At 68.0% G+C, this 23,312-nt stretch carries 22 protein-coding genes and 1 pseudogene; 10 read left to right on the forward strand and 13 right to left on the reverse strand.

What is annotated here, in order from left to right:
- Positions 1 to 271: 271 nt before the first annotated feature.
- The 3 genes and pseudogenes from ACOFKW_RS05505 to ACOFKW_RS05515 all read left to right on the forward strand — a co-directional run.
- Positions 272 to 1,140 (forward strand): annotated as a pseudogene (locus tag ACOFKW_RS05505) (arabinofuranosidase catalytic domain-containing protein); the annotation flags it as partial.
- Positions 1,132 to 3,261: an NEW3 domain-containing protein gene (locus ACOFKW_RS05510; RefSeq protein WP_419816875.1), complete on the forward strand. Its 2,130-nt coding sequence runs from the start codon at positions 1,132 to 1,134 to the stop codon at positions 3,259 to 3,261. The pseudogene ACOFKW_RS05505 and the gene ACOFKW_RS05510, both read left to right, overlap by 9 nt.
- 298 nt (positions 3,262 to 3,559) lie before the next feature.
- Positions 3,560 to 6,232: a YadA family autotransporter adhesin gene (locus tag ACOFKW_RS05515; RefSeq protein ID WP_419816345.1), complete on the forward strand. Its 2,673-nt coding sequence runs from the start codon at positions 3,560 to 3,562 to the stop codon at positions 6,230 to 6,232.
- A gap of 28 nt (positions 6,233 to 6,260) precedes the next feature.
- Here ACOFKW_RS05515 and ACOFKW_RS05520 read toward each other — a convergent pair whose 3' ends face one another.
- Positions 6,261 to 7,598, reverse strand: a complete 1,338-nt coding sequence (locus ACOFKW_RS05520; protein WP_419816346.1) for a sensor histidine kinase — start codon at positions 7,596 to 7,598, stop codon at positions 6,261 to 6,263.
- A 26-nt stretch (positions 7,599 to 7,624) separates the two neighbouring features.
- Positions 7,625 to 8,353 carry a response regulator gene (locus ACOFKW_RS05525; protein ID WP_419816347.1) on the reverse strand — a complete coding sequence of 243 codons (729 nt, stop codon included), beginning with the start codon at positions 8,351 to 8,353 and terminating at the stop codon, positions 7,625 to 7,627.
- Positions 8,354 to 9,048: 695 nt separating this feature from the next.
- Between ACOFKW_RS05525 and ACOFKW_RS05530 the strand changes: the two genes are divergently transcribed.
- The 6 genes from ACOFKW_RS05530 to ACOFKW_RS05555 all read left to right on the forward strand — a co-directional run bounded on the left by ACOFKW_RS05530 (position 9,049) and on the right by ACOFKW_RS05555 (position 14,597).
- The gene (locus ACOFKW_RS05530; protein ID WP_419816348.1) at positions 9,049 to 10,362 is read left to right on the forward strand and encodes an MFS transporter; all 1,314 of its coding nucleotides are present in this window, start codon (positions 9,049 to 9,051) and stop codon (positions 10,360 to 10,362) included.
- 64 nt (positions 10,363 to 10,426) lie between these two features.
- Positions 10,427 to 11,677 (forward strand): arsenic transporter, encoded by a 1,251-nt coding sequence (locus ACOFKW_RS05535; protein WP_419816349.1) that lies wholly within the window; start codon positions 10,427 to 10,429, stop codon positions 11,675 to 11,677.
- A gap of 115 nt (positions 11,678 to 11,792) precedes the next feature.
- Positions 11,793 to 12,188: a hypothetical protein gene (locus ACOFKW_RS05540; protein ID WP_419816350.1), complete on the forward strand. Its 396-nt coding sequence runs from the start codon at positions 11,793 to 11,795 to the stop codon at positions 12,186 to 12,188.
- A 44-nt stretch (positions 12,189 to 12,232) separates the two neighbouring features.
- Positions 12,233 to 12,946 carry a carbonic anhydrase gene (locus ACOFKW_RS05545; protein ID WP_419816351.1) on the forward strand — a complete coding sequence of 238 codons (714 nt, stop codon included), beginning with the start codon at positions 12,233 to 12,235 and terminating at the stop codon, positions 12,944 to 12,946.
- A gap of 92 nt (positions 12,947 to 13,038) precedes the next feature.
- Positions 13,039 to 13,596, forward strand: coding sequence for a hypothetical protein (locus ACOFKW_RS05550; RefSeq protein ID WP_419816352.1), 558 nt, complete (start codon positions 13,039 to 13,041; stop codon positions 13,594 to 13,596).
- A gap of 14 nt (positions 13,597 to 13,610) precedes the next feature.
- Positions 13,611 to 14,597: a L,D-transpeptidase gene (locus ACOFKW_RS05555; protein ID WP_419816876.1), complete on the forward strand. Its 987-nt coding sequence runs from the start codon at positions 13,611 to 13,613 to the stop codon at positions 14,595 to 14,597.
- A gap of 14 nt (positions 14,598 to 14,611) precedes the next feature.
- Here ACOFKW_RS05555 and ACOFKW_RS05560 read toward each other — a convergent pair whose 3' ends face one another.
- From ACOFKW_RS05560 to ACOFKW_RS05595, 8 genes are all read right to left on the reverse strand, one after another.
- Positions 14,612 to 16,054: a carotenoid oxygenase family protein gene (locus ACOFKW_RS05560; RefSeq protein ID WP_419816353.1), complete on the reverse strand. Its 1,443-nt coding sequence runs from the start codon at positions 16,052 to 16,054 to the stop codon at positions 14,612 to 14,614.
- Between the two features lie 149 nt (positions 16,055 to 16,203).
- A complete protein-coding gene (locus ACOFKW_RS05565) occupies positions 16,204 to 17,352 on the reverse strand; it encodes a DUF1501 domain-containing protein (RefSeq protein ID WP_419816354.1) in 1,149 nt (382 codons plus the stop codon).
- A gap of 4 nt (positions 17,353 to 17,356) precedes the next feature.
- Positions 17,357 to 18,736: a DUF1800 domain-containing protein gene (locus ACOFKW_RS05570; protein ID WP_419816355.1), complete on the reverse strand. Its 1,380-nt coding sequence runs from the start codon at positions 18,734 to 18,736 to the stop codon at positions 17,357 to 17,359.
- 83 nt (positions 18,737 to 18,819) lie between these two features.
- Positions 18,820 to 19,266, reverse strand: a complete 447-nt coding sequence (locus ACOFKW_RS05575; RefSeq protein ID WP_419816356.1) for a periplasmic heavy metal sensor — start codon at positions 19,264 to 19,266, stop codon at positions 18,820 to 18,822.
- Positions 19,267 to 19,269: 3 nt separating this feature from the next.
- Entirely contained in the window at positions 19,270 to 19,668 is a 399-nt protein-coding gene (locus tag ACOFKW_RS05580; RefSeq protein ID WP_419816357.1) for a hypothetical protein, read from the reverse strand.
- Complete coding sequence (locus ACOFKW_RS05585) at positions 19,665 to 20,219, reverse strand: RNA polymerase sigma factor (RefSeq protein ID WP_419816358.1); 555 nt, start codon at positions 20,217 to 20,219, stop codon at positions 19,665 to 19,667. Before ACOFKW_RS05585 ends, ACOFKW_RS05580 begins: the two co-directional genes overlap by 4 nt.
- A gap of 38 nt (positions 20,220 to 20,257) precedes the next feature.
- Positions 20,258 to 20,689, reverse strand: a complete 432-nt coding sequence (locus ACOFKW_RS05590; RefSeq protein WP_419816359.1) for an EF-hand domain-containing protein — start codon at positions 20,687 to 20,689, stop codon at positions 20,258 to 20,260.
- Positions 20,690 to 20,759: 70 nt separating this feature from the next.
- On the reverse strand, positions 20,760 to 21,014 hold the full coding sequence (locus tag ACOFKW_RS05595; protein WP_419816360.1) for a GCG_CRPN prefix-to-repeats domain-containing protein: 255 nt from the start codon (positions 21,012 to 21,014) through the stop codon (positions 20,760 to 20,762).
- A gap of 217 nt (positions 21,015 to 21,231) precedes the next feature.
- Between ACOFKW_RS05595 and ACOFKW_RS05600 the strand changes: the two genes are divergently transcribed.
- Complete coding sequence (locus ACOFKW_RS05600; RefSeq protein WP_419816361.1) at positions 21,232 to 21,669, forward strand: GFA family protein; 438 nt, start codon at positions 21,232 to 21,234, stop codon at positions 21,667 to 21,669.
- A gap of 89 nt (positions 21,670 to 21,758) precedes the next feature.
- Here the strand turns inward: ACOFKW_RS05600 and ACOFKW_RS05605 are convergent, their stop codons facing one another.
- The 3 genes from ACOFKW_RS05605 to ACOFKW_RS05615 are packed head-to-tail and all read right to left on the reverse strand — an operon-like array spanning position 21,759 to position 23,292.
- Positions 21,759 to 22,304 carry a J domain-containing protein gene (locus ACOFKW_RS05605; RefSeq protein WP_419816362.1) on the reverse strand — a complete coding sequence of 182 codons (546 nt, stop codon included), beginning with the start codon at positions 22,302 to 22,304 and terminating at the stop codon, positions 21,759 to 21,761.
- 21 nt (positions 22,305 to 22,325) lie between these two features.
- The gene (locus ACOFKW_RS05610; protein ID WP_419816363.1) at positions 22,326 to 22,859 is read right to left on the reverse strand and encodes a DUF937 domain-containing protein; all 534 of its coding nucleotides are present in this window, start codon (positions 22,857 to 22,859) and stop codon (positions 22,326 to 22,328) included.
- A 58-nt stretch (positions 22,860 to 22,917) separates the two neighbouring features.
- Positions 22,918 to 23,292 carry a DUF4870 family protein gene (locus ACOFKW_RS05615; protein WP_419816364.1) on the reverse strand — a complete coding sequence of 125 codons (375 nt, stop codon included), beginning with the start codon at positions 23,290 to 23,292 and terminating at the stop codon, positions 22,918 to 22,920.
- Between the last annotated feature and the right edge of the window lie 20 nt (positions 23,293 to 23,312).

A 23,312-nucleotide genomic window follows, 5' to 3' on the forward strand; every position in this document is an offset into this window, starting at 1 on the left:
GAACGTTGCCTACCGACAAGAACCCGCCAGCGAACCCGACCTCATGCAGAGCAAGGGTGGATATGTCCGAGTAAATGCGCAAACGATGCGGAAACGACGATATTGGGGGCGATAAGATCAGATGACCAAGTTCAGGGCAGCGATGCTGGCGTCGGCAACTTCCCTCGCCGCGGGGCTGATCACGACCCCGGCCTTGGCGGCCCCGCCTCGTCCGCAGGGGCCGTGCGACCTGTACAATGCGGCGGGTACGCCCTGCGTTACCGCGCACAGCATGACGCGGGCGCTGCTGTCCGGCTATGACGGTCCGCTGTACCAGATCGAGCGCCAGTCGGACGGCCGGACCATCGACATCGGCATCGTCAAGCCGCGCGACCTGCCGGTGCCGGATGCCGGCGGCTATGCCGATGTAACCGCGCAGGACAGGTTTTGCGACGACTCGCTCTGCTTCATCACGCGGATCTACGACCAGTCGGGCAAGGGCAACCATCTTTACCAGGCGCCCCCGGGACCGCTGTATCCCGGGCCGGCAAAGGGCGCGTTCGACGCTCATCCGATCGCCGACATGGCCCCGATCAGCATCGCCGGGCACAAGGCGTACGGCGTCTACATCATGCCGGGCATGGGCTTCCGCAACACAATGCGCGCGACCTGCCGATCGGCGACGAGCCGGCGGGCATCCATGTCGTGGTCGACGGCAAGCACTTCAGCAATGGCTGCTGCTTCAACTATGGCAACGCCTCCACCAACGGCCTCGCGGTCGGCACCGGCACGATGGAGAGCATCTATTTCGGCAACTCCAGCGGGTGGGGAAGCGGATCGGGCACCGGCCCGTGGATCATGTCCGACATGGAGGCCGGCCTGTTCTCCGGCTACGAGGCCGGGGTCAACGCGGCCGACCCGTCGATCGACTGGCGCTTCGTCACCGGCGTCTTCGGCGGCGGTGGCCGAAACTTCTGGACCCTGCGCGGCGGCGATGCACAGGCGGGCGGGCTGAAGACGTTCTACGTGGGCGAGCGCCCCGGATCGCGTCAGAACAGCGCCTATTTCCCGATGCACAAGAAGGGCGCCATCCAGATGGGCAATGGCGGCGACAACGGCAACGGATCGGCGGGTACCTTCTATGAAGGCGTGATGACGGCGGGCCAGCCAAGCACCGCCACCACCGATGCCGTGCAGGCCAATATCGTCGCAGCGCGCTACGGCCCGCCGTTGCTCACCCAGACGCGACTGACCAGCTTTCGGCCGTCCGGCACCGGCGATGTTTCTTCGACCTTTACCAACAGCACCGGCGCGGCGGCTCTTGGCGTGACGCTGGCCGCCACGGTGCCGGCGGGATGGACCGCCCGCGCCACCTCCCCGGCCGACTTCGCCTCGGTCGGGCCGGGCGAAAGCGTCAGCACGACCTTCCAGCTGACCGCGCCGGCCGGAGCCAGCGCCGGCTTCCTCACGGCCAAGGCGAACTGGAACAGCGGCAGCCTCGCCCGGGCCGATACGAGCCTGCAGCGCGTGCGCAGCGCCGAGCCGGTGAAGATCAACGAGGTGCGCTTTGCCAGCGGCGGCAACGGCACCAACCAGTTCGTCGAACTCTACAACGCGTCGTCGCGCGCCGTGGATCTTTCGGGCTGGCGGTTGGTCAACACGCGCACCTTCTTTGCGCCGGTGCCATTGGCGACGATCCCGGCGGGGACGGTGCTGCCGCCGCGAGGGTTCTACCTGCTGGGCCTGGCCAGCTCCGGCCTGGCGGCGCCCGCGGCGCCCGGAGCGACGACCGTCAACGTGCGCAGCGTGGGCGGCTTCGCAACCGGCCAGCGCATCGACCTGGACGGCGAGAGCCGCATCGTGAACAGCATCGGGACGGCAGCGACCGCGCCGACGACGATCTTTCTCCCGGTATCGACCGGCCCCTGGCTGACCGTGCCGGCGGGTGCCACCAACCTGCCGGTGATGAATGCGGCGGGGTTCGCGGTCGGGCAGAAGGTCGCCATCGACTCGGGCGGTCGTCACGAGATCGTGACCGTGACCGCGGTCGGCAAGGCCGGGACGCAGACCACGCTCGCGGTGGCGACGACAGCAGGCACGACGGTGATCAAGGTCGCCGATGTCTCGACCATCACGCCGGGCGACCTGCTGACCATCGGCACCGGCCAGCGCCTGCAACGGCTCAAGGTCGTCGCGGTCGGCACGGCCGGCGCCGACGGGACCGGCGTGACGCTGTCTGCACCGCTGAAATTCGATAATATCGTCGGCGTCGATGTTGCCGGCCCGGGCACGGGCATCAGCTTCACGCCGGCGACGCGCTTCGCACATCTCAGCGGCGATGCGGTGCAGGCGCTGGGCAGCGGCATCACGCTCGACCGGCCGCTGGCCCGCGCTCATGGCTATGGCGCGCCGCTGGTCGACCTGCAGATCAGGAACGCCGGCTATCAGGGACCGCGGCCCAACCAGTGGTTCGGGGGGGAGCTTTCGATCCGCGGCGGATCGATCGCGCTGACCGACCCCAGCGGCAAGGTGCTGGTGGATGGCCTGGTCTATGGGTCGCAACAGGGCAACTCCAGTGCCAGCGGCGCCGTGACCAGCCCGGAGATCGCGACGCTGGAGGGCGTCCAGCATCAGGGCGGCTGCATTGCGGTCATCCCGGGTGCGGGATCCGGGCCGAGCGCGCCGGCGACGGCGCTCGCCGCCGCCGCGCCGGGCGCCCCCGACCGCAGCATCGGTCGCTTCCCCGACGGCGCGGACAGCGACAGCCTGTGTGCGGATTTCAGGGTGCAGCCGGCGACCAGCATGCCGCAGGGCGCGGCCGCGGGCGCCAAGAGCATCCGCGTCGCCAGCGTGGCGGATTTCGTTCCGGGCCAGGCGATCACCGTCGGCGCGGGCGCAGGGCAGGAGGCCGCCGCGATCGCCACCATCGGCACCTCGGGCGCGACTGTCTCGAGCGCGGCCAGCGAGCAGGGCGGGACGATCATCCCGGTCGCCAGCGCGGTCGGCTTCAGCGCCGGGCAGACCATCAGTATCGGCGACGGGGCAGATGCGGAGGACGCGGTCATCCGGCTCGCCCAGGGTGGCCGGTCTGGCGCGCGGATCACCGTCACCGAGCCGCTGGGCCGTCCCCACGCCACGGGCAGCAAGGTGTCGGGTAGCGGCATCACCCTTGTCATGCCGCTGGCGCGCGACCACGGCGCCGGGGAAGCGGTGACGGCGGAGCTGCCGACGCCGGGCGCGGCGAATCTCTACTCCAAGGTCAGCGCGCGCGGGGGTAAGTGACCGTTCAAGATGCGGCAGCCGCCGGCCGCATGACTGGTCGTGTCGCGGTCACACGCACAATTGTCGCATGATCGCGTGGTTCGGTTTGCTTCGGAAGTGATCTAGCGGGCGCAAGATAACCAATTCTTAACTAACGCCAGCCAGCTAAAAGTGTTGTTCTCATTCATAAATAGCGGCGGCATTAATGGCCGTCCGACCGGTATGGTGCTCCAGGATCAGTGATGGCAAACTAATCTGCCAAACATGATCGTGTGTTTGATGTCGGAAGATATCGGGACATTATTGGAGGACTGTCATCATGAACCGGTCTTTGTCTTGCCTGTCGGCCACTCCCAACCTCGTCAAGAAATCTGCGATTGCTTCCATCATCGCCGGCGTCATTGCCGGACCGGCGATCGGTGCCGGCGTCAAGGTCGATGCGGACTCGCCGGAGCCGTGCCCGGCGAACCCGGCTGCGATCGTCAGCAATGGCGCCGCAACCGCGGGTCTGGCGGTCAGCGGCAACGCCGACTGCTCCGGTTCGAACACGCCAGCGGCTCTTGTCCTGGACAACGGCGGCATTGCGCTCGGGAACGATCGCAGCGCGGCGACGACGACGCGTGGCACCGGTGACTCGATCGCGATCGGCAACCGGGCGGTTGCCGGCGATACCCTGACCGGTAGTGCCGTCGCCATTGGAACGGCTGCAATAGCGCGCGGCAACAACGCGTTGGCGTTCGGCACCGGCGCCAATGCCTATGCGGCCAATGGCGTGGCGATCGGCACCAACGCGAAGGCCGGCGATGCCCAGGATCTGACGCGGGTGAACACGGTGGCCATCGGTAACAACGCAGTTGCCAGTGCTCAGAATACTGTCGCGCTCGGCGATGGTGCTGCGGCAAGCGGGGTGCAGGGCACCGCGCTGGGGTCGGGTGCGCAGGCGGGAACGAACGCAACCGCGACTGGCCGCACCGCTGTCGCCGGAAACTCTGCCGTTGCCTATGGTGTCAACGCCGCTGCCGGAACACGCGGCACCGCTATCGGACAGGGCGCAGTCTCGTCCGCGACCGACAGCACCGCCGTCGGCAGCTTCGCCAGCGCGACCGTGGCGAACAGCGTCGCACTAGGACGACAGTCGAATGCGAGCCGGGGTGCGCAGATCGGCTACACCGCGGTCGGCGTGTCGGCGCTGCAGACTTCGATCGGTGAGGTCGCGATCGGAACGGGGACCGGGCAACGACAGCTGACCGGTGTCGCAGCCGGCAACCAGGCCACCGACGCAGTGAATGTCAGCCAGTTGCAAGGTGTTGCGTCGCGTGCCGACGGCATCGGCGCGGCGACAGCGGCTGCCCTGGGCGGCGGTGCCGGCTACGACGCGACCACGGGAGGGTTCACGCCGCCGAGTTACGTGGTCCAGGGTGCGGCACGCGCCGACGTCGGTGCGGCTCTGACCGCGCTTAACGGTCAGGTGACGACGAACAGCGGCACTATCACGACGCTGCAGAGCCAGAGCGTTTCGCAGCAAGCGCAGATCAACTCCAACGCCGCCGCGATCAACGGTATCACCAGCGCGAGCGCGTCGAACGGCATCGGCCTGGTCGTGCAGCCGGCGAGCGGCGCCAACATCAGCGTCGGTGCCGCCGCCGGCGGCGCGGCCGTCGACCTCAGCGGCAGCGGCACCGGCAACCCCGACAACGCCCGCCAGTTGATCGGCGTCGCAGCTGGGCAGGTGAACGCCACCTCGAACCAGGCGGTCAACGGCAGCCAATTGGCGGGCACGGCGCAGAGCGTCGCCGCGGCGCTGGGGGGTGGTGCGACCGTCGACACGGACGGCAGGCTGACCGCCCCGAGCTATACCGTCCAGGGCGTCGTGCAGACCAGCGTCGGAGGCGCGATCGGGGCGCTCGACTCGCAGGTCACCACCAACACCGGGCAGATCGCCGCGCTGCAGAGCCAGGGCGCTGGCAACACCGTCGCGCTCGGCGCGCTGACCGGGCAGGTCGGTGTGAACAGCGCCGCGATCGGTACGCTCCAGGGCCAGACCGCGGCAAATACCGCCGGCATCTCCAGCCTTGCGGGCAACGTCACGACGTTGAGCAATCAAATCGACGCGGGCACCATCGGGCTCGTTCGACAGGCCGCACCGGGCGCTACTGTTACCGTCGCTGCGGGGACCGCAGGTGACACCGTGGACTTCAGCGGCACGGGCGAAGCGCGCACCCTGACCGGTGTCCGCGCCGGTACGCTGGCAGACAGCTCGCTCGACGCAGTCAATGGCGCGCAACTCGCAGCGACCAATGCCGCGGTCACCAACCTGTCGACACTCGTGGTCGGCAGCGGACGCGGTTTTAGTTCGGACAACACCGCGGGAGCCGCCGCGCCTTCACCGTCCGGTGCGAACGCCGCTGCGGGCGGCGCCGGTGCGATCGCGTCCGGTGAGCGGTCGCTGGCAGTCGGCAATGCCAGCAGTGCGACGGCGGCCGGTTCGACCGCCATCGGTAACGCCGCATCGAGCAGCGGCCTCAACTCGGTCGCACTCGGGGCAGGATCGAGCGACGGGGGTGCGGCGAACGTCGTGGCGGTCGGTTCGGTCGGCGCGACGAGGCGGGTCACCAACCTTGCAGCCGGAACCTCTGCGACCGACGCCGTAAACCTCAGCCAGTTGCAATCGGGGCTAAATGCCGGGCTGGCGGCATCGAACGCCTACACCGACAGCCGCATCGCCGGCCTCGCGTTCGACGTGCGCGAGGTCCGGCGTGATTCGCGCAAAGGGACGGCTGCGGCAACCGCGATCGGTTATGCACCCATGCCGTCCGCCCCGGGGCGCACCGCCTATTCGATGAACGTATCGACGTTCCGCGGGGAGCAAGCCGTCGGCGGCTCGATCGCTCACCGCTTCGATACAGACATGCCGTTCGCCGCGACCGCTGGTTTCGCTTACGGCGGCCAGGGCAACAATGTCGCGCGGGTCGGCGTCGCGGGGGAGTTCTGATCCTGGGGGCCCGACAGGCTGGCCTTGATCACGTCCGTGCCGCTGCCTCCCTAGGGGCAGCCGGTCGGGCAAAGGTCACATTCGCGAAGAGCCCGCCGTGTTGCCGGTTACGCAAGCCGATCGTGCAGCCGATGCGACGCGCGAGCAGCCGGGCGATGGTCAGGCCCAGCCCCGACCCCTGGCCGCCGGTCCGCGCGGTATCAAGCCGGCGAAACGGGTCGAACACGCGATCGAGGTCGCCAATCGGGATGCCGGGTCCGCGATCGGCGATGTGGATGCTCGTCGCGCCATCGTCGGTATCAATCCAGACCCTGGCCTCGCCGCCGTAGAGTAGCGCGTTGTCGATGAGGTTGGTGACGATTCGACGTAGGGCATCGGCCTGCGTCCGCTCGACGATGCGTGTGGATGGCTCGAACGATACCGGCTGCCCGACGTCCTGCGCGTCCTCGCACAGGCTGGCGACGAGCGCGGCGATATCGACCGGCACCAGCGCCGCATCGGTTTCGCGTGACAGCCTGGCAAGCTCCAGCCCTTCCTCGATCAGGACGGTCATCGCCTGGACGTCGGTGACCAGCTTGTCGCGCAGTCGGGCGTCGTCGATGCCGTCGAGGCGCAGGCGCATCCGGGTCAGCGGGCTGCGCAGATCGTGCGAGATCGCGGCCAGCATATAGGTTCGCTCCTCGACCGTACGACGCAGCTGCACCTGCATGTCGTTGAACGCGGCGATGGCGCGTCGCACGTCGCCGGGGCCGCTTTCCGCCACCGGACTGGCATCGAGGTCGGCGGCAAGATCCTGTGCCGCCGCGCCGAGCCGAGCGATCGGTCGCGCGGCCATCCGGGCGACGATCAGCGCCAGCGCCACCGTCGCAATCGCCAGCGCAGCGAGGAAGGCTGTGCTCGCGATCGGCTCGCTCGGCCCGGGACGCGGCGGTGCGTCGACGGCGAAGGCGACTGGTCGCCCTGCGCCCTGTGCGAGACGCACCGCATAGCAAAGCGGGCGCGGCAGCTCAGGTCCGACAGACGGCGCGCGACGTTGGTCGATAGGCGGCGGCGGGGGCGGCGACGGTCCGACACGCGCGCAAACCGCAGCGTCGACGCTGACGACGGCGACATCGCGTGCGTCCGATATGCGCGCGGCAATGCGCTGTGCGATCGCTGGCGCCGCTATGCCGCTCGGAAGACGGTCGAGGCGACGGGTGCCGGGCGGCGGCGGGTCGGATTCGAGTACAGCGACGATCCGGTCGACGATCCGGTCGGCGCGTTCGGCCGCGACCTCGGCGCGGCGCTGGATCCCGGCCAGCGCCGAGGCGAGCAGCGCCGCCGCCGCGATGCCGACGATCAGCACCACGAAGATCCGGCCGGCCATCGTGTCCAGGAAGCGGCGAGCCCCGCTCAGCACTGCTCGACAGCCTCGCTGAAGACATAGCCGCGCCCGCGCACCGTCTTGATGATCGGCGAGCCGTCGAGGTCGTCGCCGAGCTTGCCACGCAGCCGGCTGATCCTCAGGTCGATCGAGCGGTCGAGTGCGGCATCGTCGGTGCCGCCGGTCAGACGGTGCAACACCTCGCGGGGCAGTACCTTGCCGCGGTGCGCGATCAGCGTCGCGAGCAGCCGGTATTCGCTGCCCGACAGCGGCACGACCAGGCCGTCCGCACCGACCAGGTGCCGGCGGCGATGATCGAGACGCCAGCCGCCGAAGCGAACCTCGACCGGTTCGGTATCCGCCACCGGCTCGCCGAGCGGGATTGCTGCCGTCCGGCGCAGGACGCTGCGGATCCGGGCGAGCAGTTCGCGCGGCTCGAACGGCTTGGCAAGATAGTCGTCGGCGCCGATCTCCAGTCCGATCACCCGGTCGATCGGATCGCCGCGTGCGGTCAGCATGATGATCGGCAGATTGCCGGTCCGGCGCAGCCAGCGGCAGACGTCGAGCCCGTCCTCGCCGGGCAGGTTGAGGTCGAGCACCACGAGCGCGATGTCGTTGTGACGGCCGAGCAGCGTCCTGAGCGCCGCGCCGCTGGAGGCGAGCGAAACGCGATAATTGTTCGCGCCGAGCATTGCCGCGACCAACGCCGCGATCTCGCGGTCGTCCTCGACGACGATGATATGCGGATCGTCCTGCATCGCTCCTGTTTGCTCCAATTGCCGGATCAGGTCGCGCGCAAATGATGTCGAACGGTGGCGGGGCCAGCCGTCGGATACACTCCGAAGCCTGAATGAACTGGTCTGATACACAGCGACATGATCCGTCGGAATCGAGCCGCAATCCGGCCCGATGTTCCGAATGCGCCAAATCGACAGGCGACAGTTACGGGACAATATCCATGAAACCTCTTCTCTCCGGTCTTGCCGTCGCGGCGCTTGCCATGACGGTCCTTGCCGTTCCGGCCAGCGCACAGCAGCCGCCGACGCCGCGTGACGCCGGCATGCGCGGTGACATGCCACCACCACCGCCTCCCGGTGGTCCATGCCGAGCCGTCGGTCCGGCCGGCCTGATGCCGCCGCCGCCGCCGCCGACCCGTGGCATGAACCCGCCCCCTCCGCCGCCCCCGGCCCAGGCACGCGCCGACGGCGCAGCGCCCCCGCCGCCCCCGCGGCCCCCGCGGCCGGAATCGCGCGGCGGCCGCAGGATGGCTGCTCCTCCGCCACCGCCCGGTGACTGCGGTCCGCCGCCGCCGCCCCCGGGCCAGACGCCCGCGCCGCCGCGGCGCTGATGCTGCAACGGTACGTCCAGCATTTAGCTGGGCGTACCGTTTGACTTGCGAAGGGCGCGACGGATTCGCCGCAGGATTTTGCAGCCGTTGCTGCTTCAAAAATCGATGTCGCGCGCTGTGCACGAACAGGTGGGAAAAGACATGGTATCGCAGCCACGATCGGACCGAGACACGACCCGCGCCAAGGGCGCGCTACAGGCTCTCAACTTCTTCATGGCCGACATGCAGGCCGGGATAGGCCCGTTTCTCGGCGTCTTCCTCCAGCAGCGCGGCTGGGCGACCGGCCCGATCGGCACGGTGATGACCGTCGGCGGCGTCGCGGGAATGCTGATGACCGTCCCTGCCGGCGCGTTCATCGACCATACCGAGAAAAAGCGGCTGGTCGTGATCGTCACCGGCATCTGCACGGTGATGGCGTCGTTCCTGATCTTGCTGTCGCAGTCGGGCTGGGTGGTGACGGTCAGCCAGGTCGCGACCGCGATCGCCGGCGCGGCGATAGGTCCGGCGGTGACGGGGATGACGCTCGGCGTCGTCCGGCAAAAGGGCTTCAATGCGCAGAATGGCCGCAATCAGGCCTGGAACCATGCCGGCAACATGGTCGGTGCGGGCCTGTCCGGCTGGCTCGGCTGGAAGTTCGGGATGCCGGCGATCTTCTACCTCGCCGCCGTCTTCGGTGTGCTGGCAATTATCAGCGTGCTGATGATTCCCGAGGCCGCGATTGACCATCAGGCGGCGCGCGGGCTGGAGAAGGACGGTGACGACAAGGGCGCCGACGCCGGCAAGGCCGAGGGCCTCAGGACATTGCTCAAGAACAAGCCGATGCTGATCCTGGCGGCGGCGCTCGCCTGCTTCCATCTCGGCAACGGCGCCATGCTGCCGCTGTACGGCCTCGCCGTCGTCGGCGCCGGCAAGGGCAATCCCGCGCTGTTCACCGCAACCACCGTCGTCGTCGCACAGGCGGTGATGATCGTCGCCTCGCTGGTTGCAATGCGCCTATCCGCCGGCAGGGGTTATTGGCTGGTGCTGCTGATTTCGTTCGCGGCGCTGCCTTTGCGCGGATTTCTCGCGGGCACCTTCATCGAGCATTGGGGCGTGTGGCCGGTCCAGGCCCTCGACGGCATCGGCGCCGGACTGCAGAGCGTGGCGGTGCCCGGCCTTGTCGCCTGCCTGCTCGCCGGTACCGGGCGGGTCAATGTCGGTCAGGGCGCGGTGATGACGGTGCAGGGCATCGGCGCATCGCTGAGCCCGGCGATCGGCGGCTGGATCGCGCAAGGGCTGGGCTACCAGACTGCCTTCTACATTCTGGGAAGCTTCGCCGTGGCCAGTCTGGCGCTATGGATCATGTTCGCGGCCACCATCCGGGGTGCCTGCGAGGCGGCCGCCGAGACTGGCGACGCCGACGCAGGCCGACCGGCATGAGTGGAACGATGCAACGGGAACACGCCGACGACATGCCCGCGACAGGCACCGGCGGGATGCGCGCGTGAACCTCGCGACCGGCGTGACCTGGGGGATCTGTGCCGCTGCAACCGCGGGCGTGGTCGGTCGCCCGTTCAAATGGCCCGAGGCGATATGGGCGGTCGGCGGCGCAGCGCTACTGCTGTTGCTCGGCTTCATGCCGCTCCAGGCTGCTGTCGGTGCGGTCGGCAAGGGGCTGGATGTCTACCTGTTCCTGATCGGCATGATGCTGCTCAGCGAGACCGCGCGGGAACAGGGGCTGTTCGACTGGGTGGCCGCAACTGCGGTCAACCGCGCCGGCGGATCGACTCCGCGGCTGTTCCTGCTGGTGTATGCGACGGGGATCGTCACCACGGTGTTCCTGTCGAATGATGCGACGGCGGTGGTGCTGACTCCGGCGGTATACGCCGCTGCCAGGAAGGCCAAGGCCGATCCGCTACCGCTGCTGTTCGCCTGCGCGCTGATCGCCAATGCCGCCAGCTTCGTGCTGCCGATCTCCAACCCCGCCAATCTCGTGCTTTACGGCGGCAAGATGCCTCCACTTGGGGAATGGTTCGGGTCGTTTGCGCTGCCCTCAATCGCGTCGATCCTGGTGACCTATCTGGCGTTGCGCTGGAGCGAGCGCGACCGGATTGCCGGGATCTGCGAGCGCGACGTCGAACGGCCGCCGCTGTCGGCGGGTGGCAAGGCGGCGTTCGCCGGTATCGCGGTGACGGCGGTATTGCTCATCATCGTGTCGGCGCTGGACCAGCCGCTGGGCCTGCCGACCTGCCTCGCCGGCGTGGTGACGACGCTCGGTGTCTGCGCCTTGGCCAGGCGCTCGCCGATCGCGCTGGCGAAGTCGGTATCGTGGAGCGTGCTGCCGCTGGTCGCCGGGCTGTTCGTGCTGGTCGAGGCACTCGACCGCACCGGGGTCGTCGGGCACGTCGCCGATGCCCTGAAATCGTTGGCGACCGATCCGGTCCGCGGCGCCGCGCTGTCGGGGACGGTCCTCGCCTTCGCCTCCAACCTGATGAACAACCTGCCTTCGGGTCTCGTCGCCAGCACCGCAGTCGCGCAGGCGCACCCACCCCGCCTGATCATCGATGCCTTGCTGATCGGCGTCGATCTGGGTCCGAACCTGTCGATAACCGGCAGCCTCGCGACCATCCTGTGGCTCCAGGCGATCCGCCGCGAAGGCGAGGACGTCGGCTTCTGGCGCTTCCTCAAGGTCGGCAGCGTCGTCATGGTCCCCGCTCTCGCAGCGGCGCTTGGAACCCGGCTGCTGATCGGCTGAAAGGGGCGCCGTCGATCCTGGCCGAGCGCCCCGCGCCGGCGGGTTGCTTGGTCGAGTGGCTGCGAACCATCGACGGCCTGGAGGGTTATTTCGCCATCTTGCCCGGAGACGCACGATGAGAAGCGCTATCCTTGCCGCAGTTGCACTGTCGCTCGCGACGCCGCTTGCCGCCCAGGATGCGGTAAAGACGGTCCCCGTAAAGTTTGCGGGCGATGTCGGCGCGAAAGCGATCAAGGGCGCTGTCCGAGGCTATGCAACAGTAAACTACACGGTCCCGGCGCGTGCCGGCCAGACGATGACGGTGAGGCTGACGACGAGCAACCGGTCGAGTTATTTCAACGTGATGGCCCCGGGAGCCGATACCGCGATGTTCAACGGCTCGACCACCGGGAACCGGTTCTCGGCCACGATCCCGTTGACGGGCACGTACACGGTGCAGGTCTATTTGATGCGTAACGCCGCGCGCCGGAACGAAACTGCCAACTACACTCTGGATGTCGGAATATCGTAAGGTATCCTCCCCCCGTCATGAAGGGCGAGCCCGAGGAGAATCGCATGAGCCCGACCGCAAGTCCTTCAGTCGTCACGCGGCGGAGGATCCTCGGTGCGTCCTTGTTAGGGGTGGGCACGGTGATCGCTCAACGGCACGCTATCGCCCAGACCGCACCACCCAAGCCGCAGAACCAGGTGACGCCGGAGCGGGCCCTGGAGCTCCTGAAAGCAGGCAACAAGCGGTATTCGGAAGGGATCACCAAGCGGCATGACTTCTCGAGTGAGCGGTCGGCGCTCGCTTCCGGCCAGAACCCTTTTGCTGCCATCCTGAGTTGCTCGGACTCGCGCGTTGCCCCCGAATACGCTTTCGATAGCGCGCGTGGCGACCTGTTCGTCGTGCGTGTGGCGGGAAACTACCTTTCGGAAGATGGGCTTGCCAGTCTGGAATACGCCGTTTCGAGCCTCGGCACCCCGTTGATCCTCGTCCTCGGACACGATGCGTGCGGCGCGGTCAGCGCGTCGATCAAATCCATCACCACCGACGAAATTCTACCAGGTCACCTGCCGACCGTGGTGGAAGCCTTGCGCCCCGCCGTCGAGGAAGCCCGGCGGACGCAGGACGTGCTGGCCAACGCGACCAAGGCCAATATTCGGCTGACCGCTCAGAAACTCAGCAGGTCCAGCGAGATCATTGCCGATCAGCTTGAAAGCGGACGTCTTGCCATTCGCGGGGGCATCTATCGGCTCGGCACCGGGCAGGTGGAAATCTTCGGCTGAAGAGGCGTCGGTCGCGCCGTCTTCGCCGTGATGCTTGCCAAGCGTGAAGTGCGCCGCGACATTGTCTCGTCGTAATCCGCTCGGTGCTACTGGTGACAGCGAATCTCTGGTTTCTTGCCGCGTCCCTTTGGCAGGTGGCGGCCGTACCTCCGCCCGTCGCCCAGGAGTCGGCCGACTGCACCCATCCGGTCTACGCGACCGACACGCTGGTCTGTGAGGATCCCGCGTTGCTTGCGCTCGATCGTCGCCTTGTCGCGGTGCTGGCAAGCGCTCCGGCACAGACGGCGCCAGGCGTTTTCATCGAGGATCAGGGCGCCTGGTTTCGCCGAAGTCGGCTGTGTGCCTTTCGCGCCGATCACCCGGCGTGCGCCGCGCAGGCGTACCTGGACCGGATCGCGGTCCTTTCCATGCTGACCTCGCCACTGCCGGTGACGATCGGCTCGTGTCTGCACGGGGAGACCGTCGCGGTCGCAGCCGAAGACCATCTGGTGCTCGTCCTGGCGCGTGGCGGTCAGGCGATGGCGGTCGCGACACGCGCGGGCGGCGCATGGCAGCCGTTCGTCAGCTACCGGCGGTCCGGTCGGTCGATCACCTTCCGCAACCTTGGAGGAGAGGTGATTGCCCGGTGCATAGCGATGCGCAAATCATGATCAGCCGCAACCTCATGCTCGTTGCCGCCGCTCTACTCACCGTCGGAGCGTATTCGTCCCGCGCCGACGCGCAAGGTGCGGTCGCGAGCTCGCCGACCAAGCTGGCGCGCATGGCCGACAAGCTCAAGCCCGGGCAATGGGTCTGGGCCCCCGAGATCGCGCCGAGCGGCCCGGTCCTGGTCTACGTCGACCTGTCCCGGCAACGCGCGGCCGTCTACCGCAACGGCGTCCGCATCGGTGTGGCCACGGTATCGTCGGGCAAGCCCGGCCATGCCACGCCGACGGGCGTGTTCACGATCCTGCAAAAGGACGCGAACCACCGCTCGAGCATCTACAACAACGCGCCGATGCCTTTCCAGGAGCTACTGACTTGGGACGGCGTTGCGCTGCATGCCGGCGGTCTGCCCGGCTATCCGGAAAGCCATGGTTGCGTGCACCTGCCGTACGGCTTCTCGCGGGCGCTGTTCGGGATCACCACATTGGGCGCGACGGTCGTCATCGCGGGCGATGCCATCAGCCACGTCCGGACCTCCGACTCCAGCCTGCTGGCGCCGTATGACGCGCTCGGACGACCGGCACCGACGGCGCCGCTCGGGCCGCAGCAATATGCCTGGACGCCGGATCGCGCGCCTGCCGGCCCGTTGACCATCATGGTCTCGAAGTCGGAGCAGCGGGTCGTCGTCCTGCGGGCCGGCGTGGAGATCGGCCGCAGCGTCGCCGAGGTCAACGATGACGACCCCGGCAGCCACGTCATACAACTGGCCGCCAACCCTGATGGCACGGCCCGCTGGACGTATGTCGGTCTTCCTGGCCACGAGGCTGAGGAGGGCAAGACACTCGACGAGGCGGTGATCAATCGGCTGAAGCTTCCCAGACAGTTTTACGAACAGGTCAAGGCTGCCCTGCAGCCCGGCACGACCATCCTGATTACCCAGTCGCCGGTCGGTCGCAGCTCCGGCGAGCCATTGACCATCCTCGATGCTGTGACACCCTCACCGTAATGCCGTCCGCCTGATCAAGCGGTCGGGAGCCAGGCACCGTGGATGCCGGGCGGAATTCGGTGCGGCAATCGCACGGTCGCGACCGGAGGGCTGTCGATGACGCGAGCGTCGATGATCTCGAGCGCGGTGCCATTACCGTCGGCCTCGATGACGAAACCGACAAGCCAGCCGTCGTCCTCACTGGCCTGCGCGCTACGCGGCACGAACACGAACTCACCCGCGGCGCGTCCGGCGCCGAACCGGTGGGCCTGCCGCGTGCCGGTTTCGAGATCGTGCTTATAGAGCAGGGACTCGTCGTCAGGCGCGGCACCGCCGTTTTCCGGCAAGCCCAGCGCATAGGCGTAGCGATATTCTCGACCGGTCCGGCGTTCGTCGATCCTCGGCAACTCCTGCGGCGCATGATCGATCGTGCGCTGCTCGACCGACCGGGCAGCGGGATCGATCGTCCACCGTTCGAAACCGCGCGGCAGCGTATCCGGTCCCTCGTTCTTGTCGGCGAACATCCGGTCGTAGGCGATGACGTCGAGGATCACGCGGCCATCGGCAAGGTCATAGGCATTGGCAGTGTGAAAGACGAAGCACGGATCGATGGGTATCCAGACGATATCGTCCGCCACACCCTCGCGCGGCAACAAGCCGATCCGCGCCGGGTGCCCGGGATCCCACGCATAGGGAAAGCCATGGCCCGACAGGATGGTTCGCATCGACAGGGTCATCGGCAGGTCGAGAATCACCACGAACCGTTCCGTAATCGCGCAATCGTGGATCAGTGGCCCCTGCGAGACCGGGATCACCACCGATCGCCGCACCCGGCCAGCGATGTCGACAACGTTGTAGCGCACGCGCTTTGGATCGGTCGCCTCGTAGCAGATGGCGTGGAGCTCGCCGGTCGCGGCGTCACGGCGCGGATGAGCGGTGAACGACCCGGGTAACGTCCCGTCGAAGTCGACGTAGCGCTGTTCTCCAAGCTTGTCGTCGAACCGAACCGGGGTGCTCCCCGCCTCGACCAGGGCATAGGCGCCGCCGGCGTGGCCCAGGACGCTGGTGTTGACGGTATCGAAGATGTGGCGCGGTCCTGGTGCTGGTGGAAAACCGCGCTGCTTGGCCACCGTCGACGACCGGATCCAGCGGTTGCGATACCAATGCGCCTGCCCATCGGCGATGCGGATACCGTGCAACATGCCGTCGCCGGTGAAGAAGTGGTAGGTCCGCGGGTCGGCGGCCACCGGGTTCGGTCCGATCCTGACGTAGCGGCCGTCGAGTTCAGGCGGGATTACCCCCTCCACCGCGAGCCCGAGCAACGTCAGTTCCTCGGTCATCGGCTGATGGATGCCGGTCAGCAGCGGGTGTGGTGCATCGCGCGCTGGCAGACGCCAGCGGTTGAACGACGCTATGCCGGAAATCAGCGGTGAGCTCACGGCACGGACAGCGCCCTCGAACCACCCAGCGACTGTCATATCGATCCCGTCTCACCGCAAGCTGCCGCCTCACCGAAATCGGTCACGACCACCTGCGCGAAACGCTGTTACGGGTAATCCTGGTACCACGAAAATCGTCCGGTGATCGTGGCCAGTTACGCGGATCCAGTATCTTCGCCTTGTGAGCATCAAGCTCGGATCAGTCCCGACATCGGCCGCTCGCCGTTCGCGGGTGCGAACAACTCCCGCCGTACCCGTGCGGGATCGAGCCCGAGGCTCTCGGCGGTAGCCCCCGCGATCAATGCATCGAGCGACGTCGTCGGACGCAAGTCGCGCGCCTGGTACAGGCTCGCCGGTGCAAGACCGGGCCAGTCCGCGACGACGCGGCCACCCTCGACGCCGCCGCCGACCAGCATCGCCACCGAACCCGTACCGTGATCGGTTCCGCCGGTGCCGTTGACCGCGACGGTGCGGCCGAACTCGGTCGCTACCAGCACCGTCGTGGTCGCCCAGGCCGCGCCAAGTCCGTCGCGCATGGCCGCGAGCATCGCGTCGAGCGACTTGAGCTGGTTGGCGAGGCGGCCCTTCTGGGCATTGTGCGTGTCCCAGCCGAGCGTTTCGAGCATCGCAATCCGCGGCCCGTTGGGCTTGGTCAGGAAGCTTGCGGTCAGCCGTCCGAGGCTTGCCGGATCCTGTCCTGCGCCGGTCTGGGCGGCGAGGCCCTTGGTTTCCAGCGCGGCCGCCCATGCCGGATGGAGCTGAGGATCGGCGTCGTAAAGGGCGGTCACTCGCGTCATCAGGTCGTCCGCCGCATCGGGTAGGGCCGACGGGGCGAAAGAGGCGACCTGCACCGATCCACGCAGGGCGATCGGCACCGTGGCGGCGATGGCGATTGCCGCGTCGCTCGAGCGCGGCAGCAGGGTAACGAGGCGGTTCAGCCAGCCGTCGCGCACCGCATAGGGCTGTGTGCCGCCGGTCTCGAGTACGTTCTGCCCGTCGAAGTGCGAACGATCGCGGTAAGGCGAGGCGACGGCGTGGACGAACAGAGCCTGTCGCCGGCCGTACATCTTGCCAACCTCGGCCAGCGCGGGATGCAGGGTGAACATCCCGTCGAGCTTGGTGCCCGTCGCCGCGTCGTCGATCAGTTGTCCGCGCAGTCCGGCGAACGCGGGATCGCCGGTCGGCCGCAGGATGTCGAGCCCGTCGGCCGCGCCGCGCTGGATGATGAAGACGAAACGCCGTTCGGTCGGCACCGTCGCGAGAGCAAGGCCGGGGGCGACGAACAAGGTGCCGGCACCGAGCGCGGCGGCAGACAGGAACTGGCGGCGCAGGATCATCGGATCATCTCCTCAGAAAGTCGGGAGACACCAGCATCAGCGCGATCGCGCCTGCCGGGCTTTCGGAACGGGCGATCTGGTCCGCGGTCGCGGCTCTCAACGAAGCGGGCATCAGCCTGGGGGCGAGCATCCTAGCATCGACGCTGCTGGCCAGCGGCGCGGCCAGACGCTGGGCGATCTCGACCCGTCGCAGCAGGGCGTCGGAACCCGCCCAGCTCGCCGCGACATCGTCCCAGCCCGCCGGCGAGCCCGGCTTCCAGACACGCTGTCCGAGCTGGGTCTGGAGGCCGGCGACCTGGATGCCGCCGATCGCGCGGTGGCCGACGCCGCGCAGCGACGAGATCGTCCACTCCCACGGGGTCTTGAACTTGACCGGCGTCGCCACCCACGCCTCGGGTGAGGCGACCAGCGTGCGGTAGACGGTCGGCAGGTCGCCGCCGCTGCGCGTGAAGCTGTCCGCCAGCCGCGCGATCATCGCCGGGGGTGGCTCGTCGCCGGCGAAGTGCCGGGCAAGCTTGGTCGCGACGTGCGTCGCGGCAGCAGGCGAATGCGAAAAGTCCATCAGCGCCGCCCGCGCCTGCATCTCGCCGTCCTGAGGATAGCGCCGGCCAAGGATCGTCCGGATGCCGGGCTCATGTTGTCCCGGCCGGAAGGCGAAGCGATCGGGATCGCCGCTGTCGGCCTTGCCGCCGCCGAGTCCATCGACGGTCCAGCCGGTCAGTGCCCGAGCGAACTCGGTCACATCGGCCTGAGTGTAGCCCGAGCGGACGCCGAGTGTGTGGAGCTCCATGATCTCGCGCGCCAGATTCTCGTTGAGCCCGCGCCTGCGGTCGGGATTGCGCATCGCAGCCGGGCTGCCGGGGCCGATCGACTGGATCTGGTTGAGGTAGATCAGCATTGCCGGGTGCTGCTCGACAGCCAGGACCATGTCCGAGAATTTGCCCAGAACATGCGGGCGGATCGCATCACGCTCGAAAGCGGCGGCGAAGGCCGTGACCTGGGCATTGTCGGCCGAGACGCAGAAATGGTTTGACCAGAAATGGACGAGGCGTTCGACGAACGGTGCCTCGGTGGCGAGGGCGCTGTCGGCGCGAGCCTGAACCCCGGCCCGGTAGAGCGCCTGCACGTCCTGCCGGAAATCCTGCCGACCGGCCTTGAGCTCGGCGGTTGCACCGTCCTGCTTCGCCATCTGCCGCCTGGCTCGCTGCGCCTCGCGGTACTGCTTCACCGCGGCACCGGCATCGTCGAGTGCAGCAAAGCCGGCGGGGCGCGGATCGAACCGGGCGAACTGATCGACCAGCCAGTGTCCGGGATTGCCCGGGACAGCGTCGTTCGGCCGGGCACCCAGGCCGAAGCGATTCAGCGCGATGGCAGCGGGCGACATCGATACGGACTGGACGGACACGGTCTTACCTCGGTGATCCACGCCTAGTTGAACGACGGCCGTCCGGCTTTCCGTCGCTGCAATTATCGCGCGGCGGGCGGGGCCCGTTCGGCACGCTCCTGCATCGCATCGGCAAGCTTTGCCCGATCGACCGGCGGAAGCGTCGCGGCATAGGCGACGGCACGCCGTTCGACTGCCGCGCGAACGGCGGCATCGGCAACCCGCGCCCGGTCGAGCGCGGCATTGACCGCGACCTGGTCGACCTCGGGTCGGCGGAGCAGTCCGGCTGCCTCGGCTTTTGCCGCACGGGCTTCGACGATCGTCGGTCGCATCCCGGCGCGGGCCTCGCGCAGCGCCATCCGGAACGATCGCCGCTCCGCCTTGGGCAGTTCGGCACCGGCGACTCGCAGCGAGCCGGCGTTGATCATCCGGCTTCCCGAACGAAGCGACACGATACCGGCGACCAGCGCGCCGGCGAGGAACAGATTGAGGACGACCGAAACAACGAGCGCGATGTGAGACTTGCGCATCGATCAGCGCTCCTGCGGACCGACGTCGCCGAACGACGTGCTGCTGGTCGCGGCGTCGATCGGGGCGACCATTGCGACTGCGGCGGTTCCGGCAGCCGCGCCGGCGAGGGCCGCCGCGACGCCGACGCCCGACCACCATAGCCGCCACCGGATCGCCAATTTCCGCTTCAGCGCCGGCGCGCCGCCGATCACGGCTTCCCGAAGCGTATCGCTCGGCAACGGCACCGCCCAGGTGTCGAGAAGCGCGTCGAGCGCCGATGCCTGGGCGAGGATGCGGGCCGCGTCGGGCTGCGCTGCCATGCGCAGCGCCGCATCGCGAACATCTTCTGGCCAATGCGCGATCACACCGCCGTACGCATCGGCAAGTTCCTCGAAGCGCGGGATGGTGAGTGGCTCGTTCATGCGTCAGCCTCCTGCGACTGGACGAACTGGGTACGCAAGGCACGGCGACCGCGCGCCAGCAATGATTCTAGGGCTTCGACGCTGATCTCCAGTGCCGACGCCGCGGCTGTCGCCGAACAGTCCTGGTAATGCACCAGCAGGATCGCTTCGCGCTGGCGCTCGGGCAGTGCCGCGATCGCCTTCATCACCGCGCCGCCACGCTCGGCCTCGATCAGGCCGGCTTCGGCATCCGGGGCTGGATCGATCGCTTCTGGAAGCGAGTCGCTCGCGACCTCGCGTCGTCGGCGCAGACGATCCCGGCACAAATTCAGCACGACCGTGTGCAGCCAGGTGTCGAAGCGCGCCCGGCCCGGCTGCCACGCCCCGGCGGTTCGCCAGACCCGGACGAACGCCTCCTGCGCGACGTCCTCGGCTTCCGACGCGTCGCGGAGCATGCGCGTTGCCAGGCCGAGGACGCGTGGCAGCTTGGCCGAGACGAGCAGCCGCGTCGCAGCCGGTTCGCCACGACCGACCCGCTCGATCAGGCGCGTGTCGGGATCCTGATCGCTCAACGGCGCCCGTTCCTATGTCCATCTCGATCGGTCCAGCATCACGGCGCCGATCCGTCATCTGCGGCACCGGTCCGTTTCGCCCGGGCGGCTACCCGCTCATCCGCGCTGGCGATACCGTCGCCGTTGCCATCGAGCCGCTTGAAGCGACGTTCCAGCATGGCATCGATCTCGGACTTGTCGAGCGTGCCATCCGCGTTCCGGTCGATTCTCGCGAAGCGTCTTGCCGGGTCGCCCTTGCCGGCCTTGGTGCCGGCGACAAATTCCGCCTTGCTGATCTTGCCGTCGCCATCGCTATCGTCAGCCAGCAATCGCGCCTCGTTGCGACTGACGAACTTCTGCAGCGTCATGTCGCCAGCCGCGTTGGCCCGTTGGCCCGACGCCGCTTGACCCGCAGGCTGAGCGCACGCCCCGACAGACGACAGCAACAGTCCGAAGGCAATGATCCGCAGCGCGGGCAATGTCATCGTCATCCTGGCACCTCTATCTCACGAGGGTAGCGCCGGCAGGGGCATCGTCTTCGGCCCCCGCCGGCAATTCGGACTAGCGGTAGCGCCAACCGCCGTGCCAGCGGTCGCGATGCGCCCAATACCGTCGGCCATCCCAATAGCCGCGTCCCGGATAGAAGCCGCCGATCCTCAGCGCCGGCACGACGACCACGGGGCGACCGCGATTGGGGCGGCAATAGCCGGCAGGACCCCGGTGACCACCGGCGCCACACCCTTGACGCGCCTCGACAGGCGCAGTCGCCGTGAACGCTGCTCCAGCCGCGATCGCGGCCAGCAGGAATAGTCTCATGATACTCTCCTCGACTAACGGCCCGACAGCCCCTCTCGGCTGCCAAGTAATCGTTGAACGTCGCCCGCCGGCAATTCCGTCGCGAAATGCGAGACAATCTGCTCCCGGCCGGGTTCGATCGGGTGGCGCAGTCGCCTCGATCTGCTAGGCTACTGACCAGCGGCTATCGTCCCGCGGCGCTGTCCGCTCGCACATAGCCGGGGCAGTCGGGAGCCGAATGATGTCGATCGAGGGTCGATGCCGGTGCGGTGCATGCCGCTACAAGATCGCCACCGAGACCTTGCCACGGGTCTACGCATGTCACTGCCATATCTGCCAGCGATGGACGGGAAGCGCCTTCAGCCTGCAGGCGCTTGTCGCGGAGAGCCAGCTTGCGGTCACCGGACCGATCGTAGTCTACGCATTGACGACCGAGGACCGGACTTCGGTTCAGCGGTTTTGCGGCACCTGTCACACGCGCATCTACAACACGAACACGCGGCGACCGGGCATCGCAGTGGTGCGCGCCGGCACACTCGATCGGTCGGAAGATCTGCAATGCGTCGCACACATTTTCACCGCATACCGTCAGCGCTGGGTTTCAATCCCTACGGATGTTCCGAGCTGGCCCGAGGCGGCACCGGCTGCGGACTTCGTGCAGGCGGTGATGGCCTGAACCGGGTCGGAGTATCTCCCGGTCCAGCCTGAGTTGGCCAAGGATCGAACGTTGATATCAGCGGGTGAGCGGCCGTCAGGCCCGTCCTGTCAGGACCGAAGACTGTCCGGCTTGGGCTTGGCCGCCTCGGCGCGCTGCAGCACCTCATACGCTGCCTGCGCAGCCTGGAAGCGTCCGGCCGCCTCGGCGTCGCCGGGCTTAACATCGGGGTGGTTGGCCTTGACCAGCCGGCGGTGAGCGGCGCGCACCGCATCGACGTCGGCGTCGTCGTCGAGGTCGAGCACCTTCAGCGCGTCGCGTTCAGCGCGACTGCGGCGGCCGTCGCCATCTTCGGTCCAGGCCCAATGCTTGGCGCGCTTGAACTGGGTCTCACCTTCGGCAGCGGCTTCGCGGGCTGCCGCTTCCTCGGGCGTCAGGCCCTCGAAGTAATTCCAGCGGCTGTTGTATTCGCCGGCATGGCGCTCGCAAAAATACCAGCGTTCTGGGCGGTTCGGTGCCTTGGGGGCCGGCCGGTCGCCGGGCAGGTCGCAACCGTCGCGGTCGCACAGGCGCACCGCCACGGCCGCGCTGCCCGCGCCATAATCCCGCCAGCGCGGGAATCCCCAATCGACGTTCCGAGTCTTGGCGCGAGTCATGCCGACAACATAGGCGCTCGGTCAGCGCCCGAACAGCTTGCCTGCCATGCCCATGATGTCATCCAGCGGATTTCCGTCCTTGTTGACGTCGAGCATCCCCATCAGCGTGCCCGCGACGCCGCTGCCAGGCGCGGCGGTTCCGGCACCCGGACCGCTGCTGCCGTGCAGGGCGCCTGCCGCCAGCGTGGTGACCATCGGTAAAAGCTGCGCCAGGATCGACGGATCGAGGCCGGTCGCCTGCGCCGCCTTCGCCGCGATTGCAGAGGCACCGGCGCCACCGAACAGCGTGCCGTTCAGGCTCTCGCCCTGCGCCACCGCGGCATCGGAGGCGATTTCCCCGGACGATGCCGCCGCCACCGCGGGGGCGGCAGCCTGGTCGAGCGCATCGGGGCCGGCGGTCTCGGCATGGCGGGTCAGGCCACCGGCAACGGCGGGCATCAACGCCGCCATTGCCGACTGCGTCTGCTCCGGGCTGAGGCCGACGCGGCTTGCCATCGCAGCGATTGCGTTCTCGCCGCCGAAGCGGTTGATCAGGTCGAGCAGTTGCTGGGACATCGCAGATTCCTCGGATTGGCCGGGTTAACGACTGCCGGCGCGGTTTCGCCTCAAACGCCTACCACAGCCAGCTCTCGACATTGGGGACAGGGGCCTCGCGCTGGGCCAGCAGCATCGCCTTGACCGTCCGCACGACCATCCAGACCGTCACCGCCAGCGCCATGAAGAAGCCGATCACGACGACCATCAGCACCGCCGAGATCACCGCGCCGAGCATGCCGATCCAGAAGGTGCGGATATGATAGCGGTAGTGGCTGACCTCCCACGGCGCCAGGGTCTCGCCCTTCCAGACATAGGCGAGCACGACGCCGACCAGCGCGGTAAAGCCGGTGACGAAGCTGGCAAGGTACAGCAGCGCGACGATCGTCGGGCGGTTGAATTGGAAGGTCGTGGCACTGTTGGTCGTCGGCGACAGCGGGTCGGGCTCAGTCATGGCTTGGTCTCCGGGATACC

Origin of the sequence: Glacieibacterium sp. (assembly GCF_965200405.1) — a bacterium.
GTDB lineage: Bacteria > Pseudomonadota > Alphaproteobacteria > Sphingomonadales > Sphingomonadaceae > Glacieibacterium.

Excerpts from the sequence above, each read along its gene's own strand:
- ACOFKW_RS05510 (WP_419816875.1), top strand. The coding sequence starts at position 1,132 with ATGACGGCGGGCCAGCCAAGCACCGCCACCACCGATGCCGTGCAGGCC.
- ACOFKW_RS05515 (WP_419816345.1), top strand. The coding sequence starts at position 3,560 with ATGAACCGGTCTTTGTCTTGCCTGTCGGCCACTCCCAACCTCGTCAAG.
- ACOFKW_RS05520 (WP_419816346.1), bottom strand. The coding sequence starts at position 7,598 with ATGGCCGGCCGGATCTTCGTGGTGCTGATCGTCGGCATCGCGGCGGCG.
- ACOFKW_RS05525 (WP_419816347.1), bottom strand. The coding sequence starts at position 8,353 with ATGCAGGACGATCCGCATATCATCGTCGTCGAGGACGACCGCGAGATC.
- ACOFKW_RS05530 (WP_419816348.1), top strand. The coding sequence starts at position 9,049 with ATGTCGCGCGCTGTGCACGAACAGGTGGGAAAAGACATGGTATCGCAG.
- ACOFKW_RS05540 (WP_419816350.1), top strand. The coding sequence starts at position 11,793 with ATGAGAAGCGCTATCCTTGCCGCAGTTGCACTGTCGCTCGCGACGCCG.
- ACOFKW_RS05545 (WP_419816351.1), top strand. The coding sequence starts at position 12,233 with ATGAGCCCGACCGCAAGTCCTTCAGTCGTCACGCGGCGGAGGATCCTC.
- ACOFKW_RS05555 (WP_419816876.1), top strand. The coding sequence starts at position 13,611 with ATGCTCGTTGCCGCCGCTCTACTCACCGTCGGAGCGTATTCGTCCCGC.
- ACOFKW_RS05560 (WP_419816353.1), bottom strand. The coding sequence starts at position 16,054 with ATGACAGTCGCTGGGTGGTTCGAGGGCGCTGTCCGTGCCGTGAGCTCA.
- ACOFKW_RS05565 (WP_419816354.1), bottom strand. The coding sequence starts at position 17,352 with ATGATCCTGCGCCGCCAGTTCCTGTCTGCCGCCGCGCTCGGTGCCGGC.
- ACOFKW_RS05570 (WP_419816355.1), bottom strand. The coding sequence starts at position 18,736 with ATGTCGCCCGCTGCCATCGCGCTGAATCGCTTCGGCCTGGGTGCCCGG.
- ACOFKW_RS05575 (WP_419816356.1), bottom strand. The coding sequence starts at position 19,266 with ATGCGCAAGTCTCACATCGCGCTCGTTGTTTCGGTCGTCCTCAATCTG.
- ACOFKW_RS05580 (WP_419816357.1), bottom strand. The coding sequence starts at position 19,668 with ATGAACGAGCCACTCACCATCCCGCGCTTCGAGGAACTTGCCGATGCG.
- ACOFKW_RS05590 (WP_419816359.1), bottom strand. The coding sequence starts at position 20,689 with ATGACGATGACATTGCCCGCGCTGCGGATCATTGCCTTCGGACTGTTG.
- ACOFKW_RS05595 (WP_419816360.1), bottom strand. The coding sequence starts at position 21,014 with ATGAGACTATTCCTGCTGGCCGCGATCGCGGCTGGAGCAGCGTTCACG.
- ACOFKW_RS05600 (WP_419816361.1), top strand. The coding sequence starts at position 21,232 with ATGATGTCGATCGAGGGTCGATGCCGGTGCGGTGCATGCCGCTACAAG.
- ACOFKW_RS05605 (WP_419816362.1), bottom strand. The coding sequence starts at position 22,304 with ATGACTCGCGCCAAGACTCGGAACGTCGATTGGGGATTCCCGCGCTGG.
- ACOFKW_RS05610 (WP_419816363.1), bottom strand. The coding sequence starts at position 22,859 with ATGTCCCAGCAACTGCTCGACCTGATCAACCGCTTCGGCGGCGAGAAC.
- ACOFKW_RS05615 (WP_419816364.1), bottom strand. The coding sequence starts at position 23,292 with ATGACTGAGCCCGACCCGCTGTCGCCGACGACCAACAGTGCCACGACC.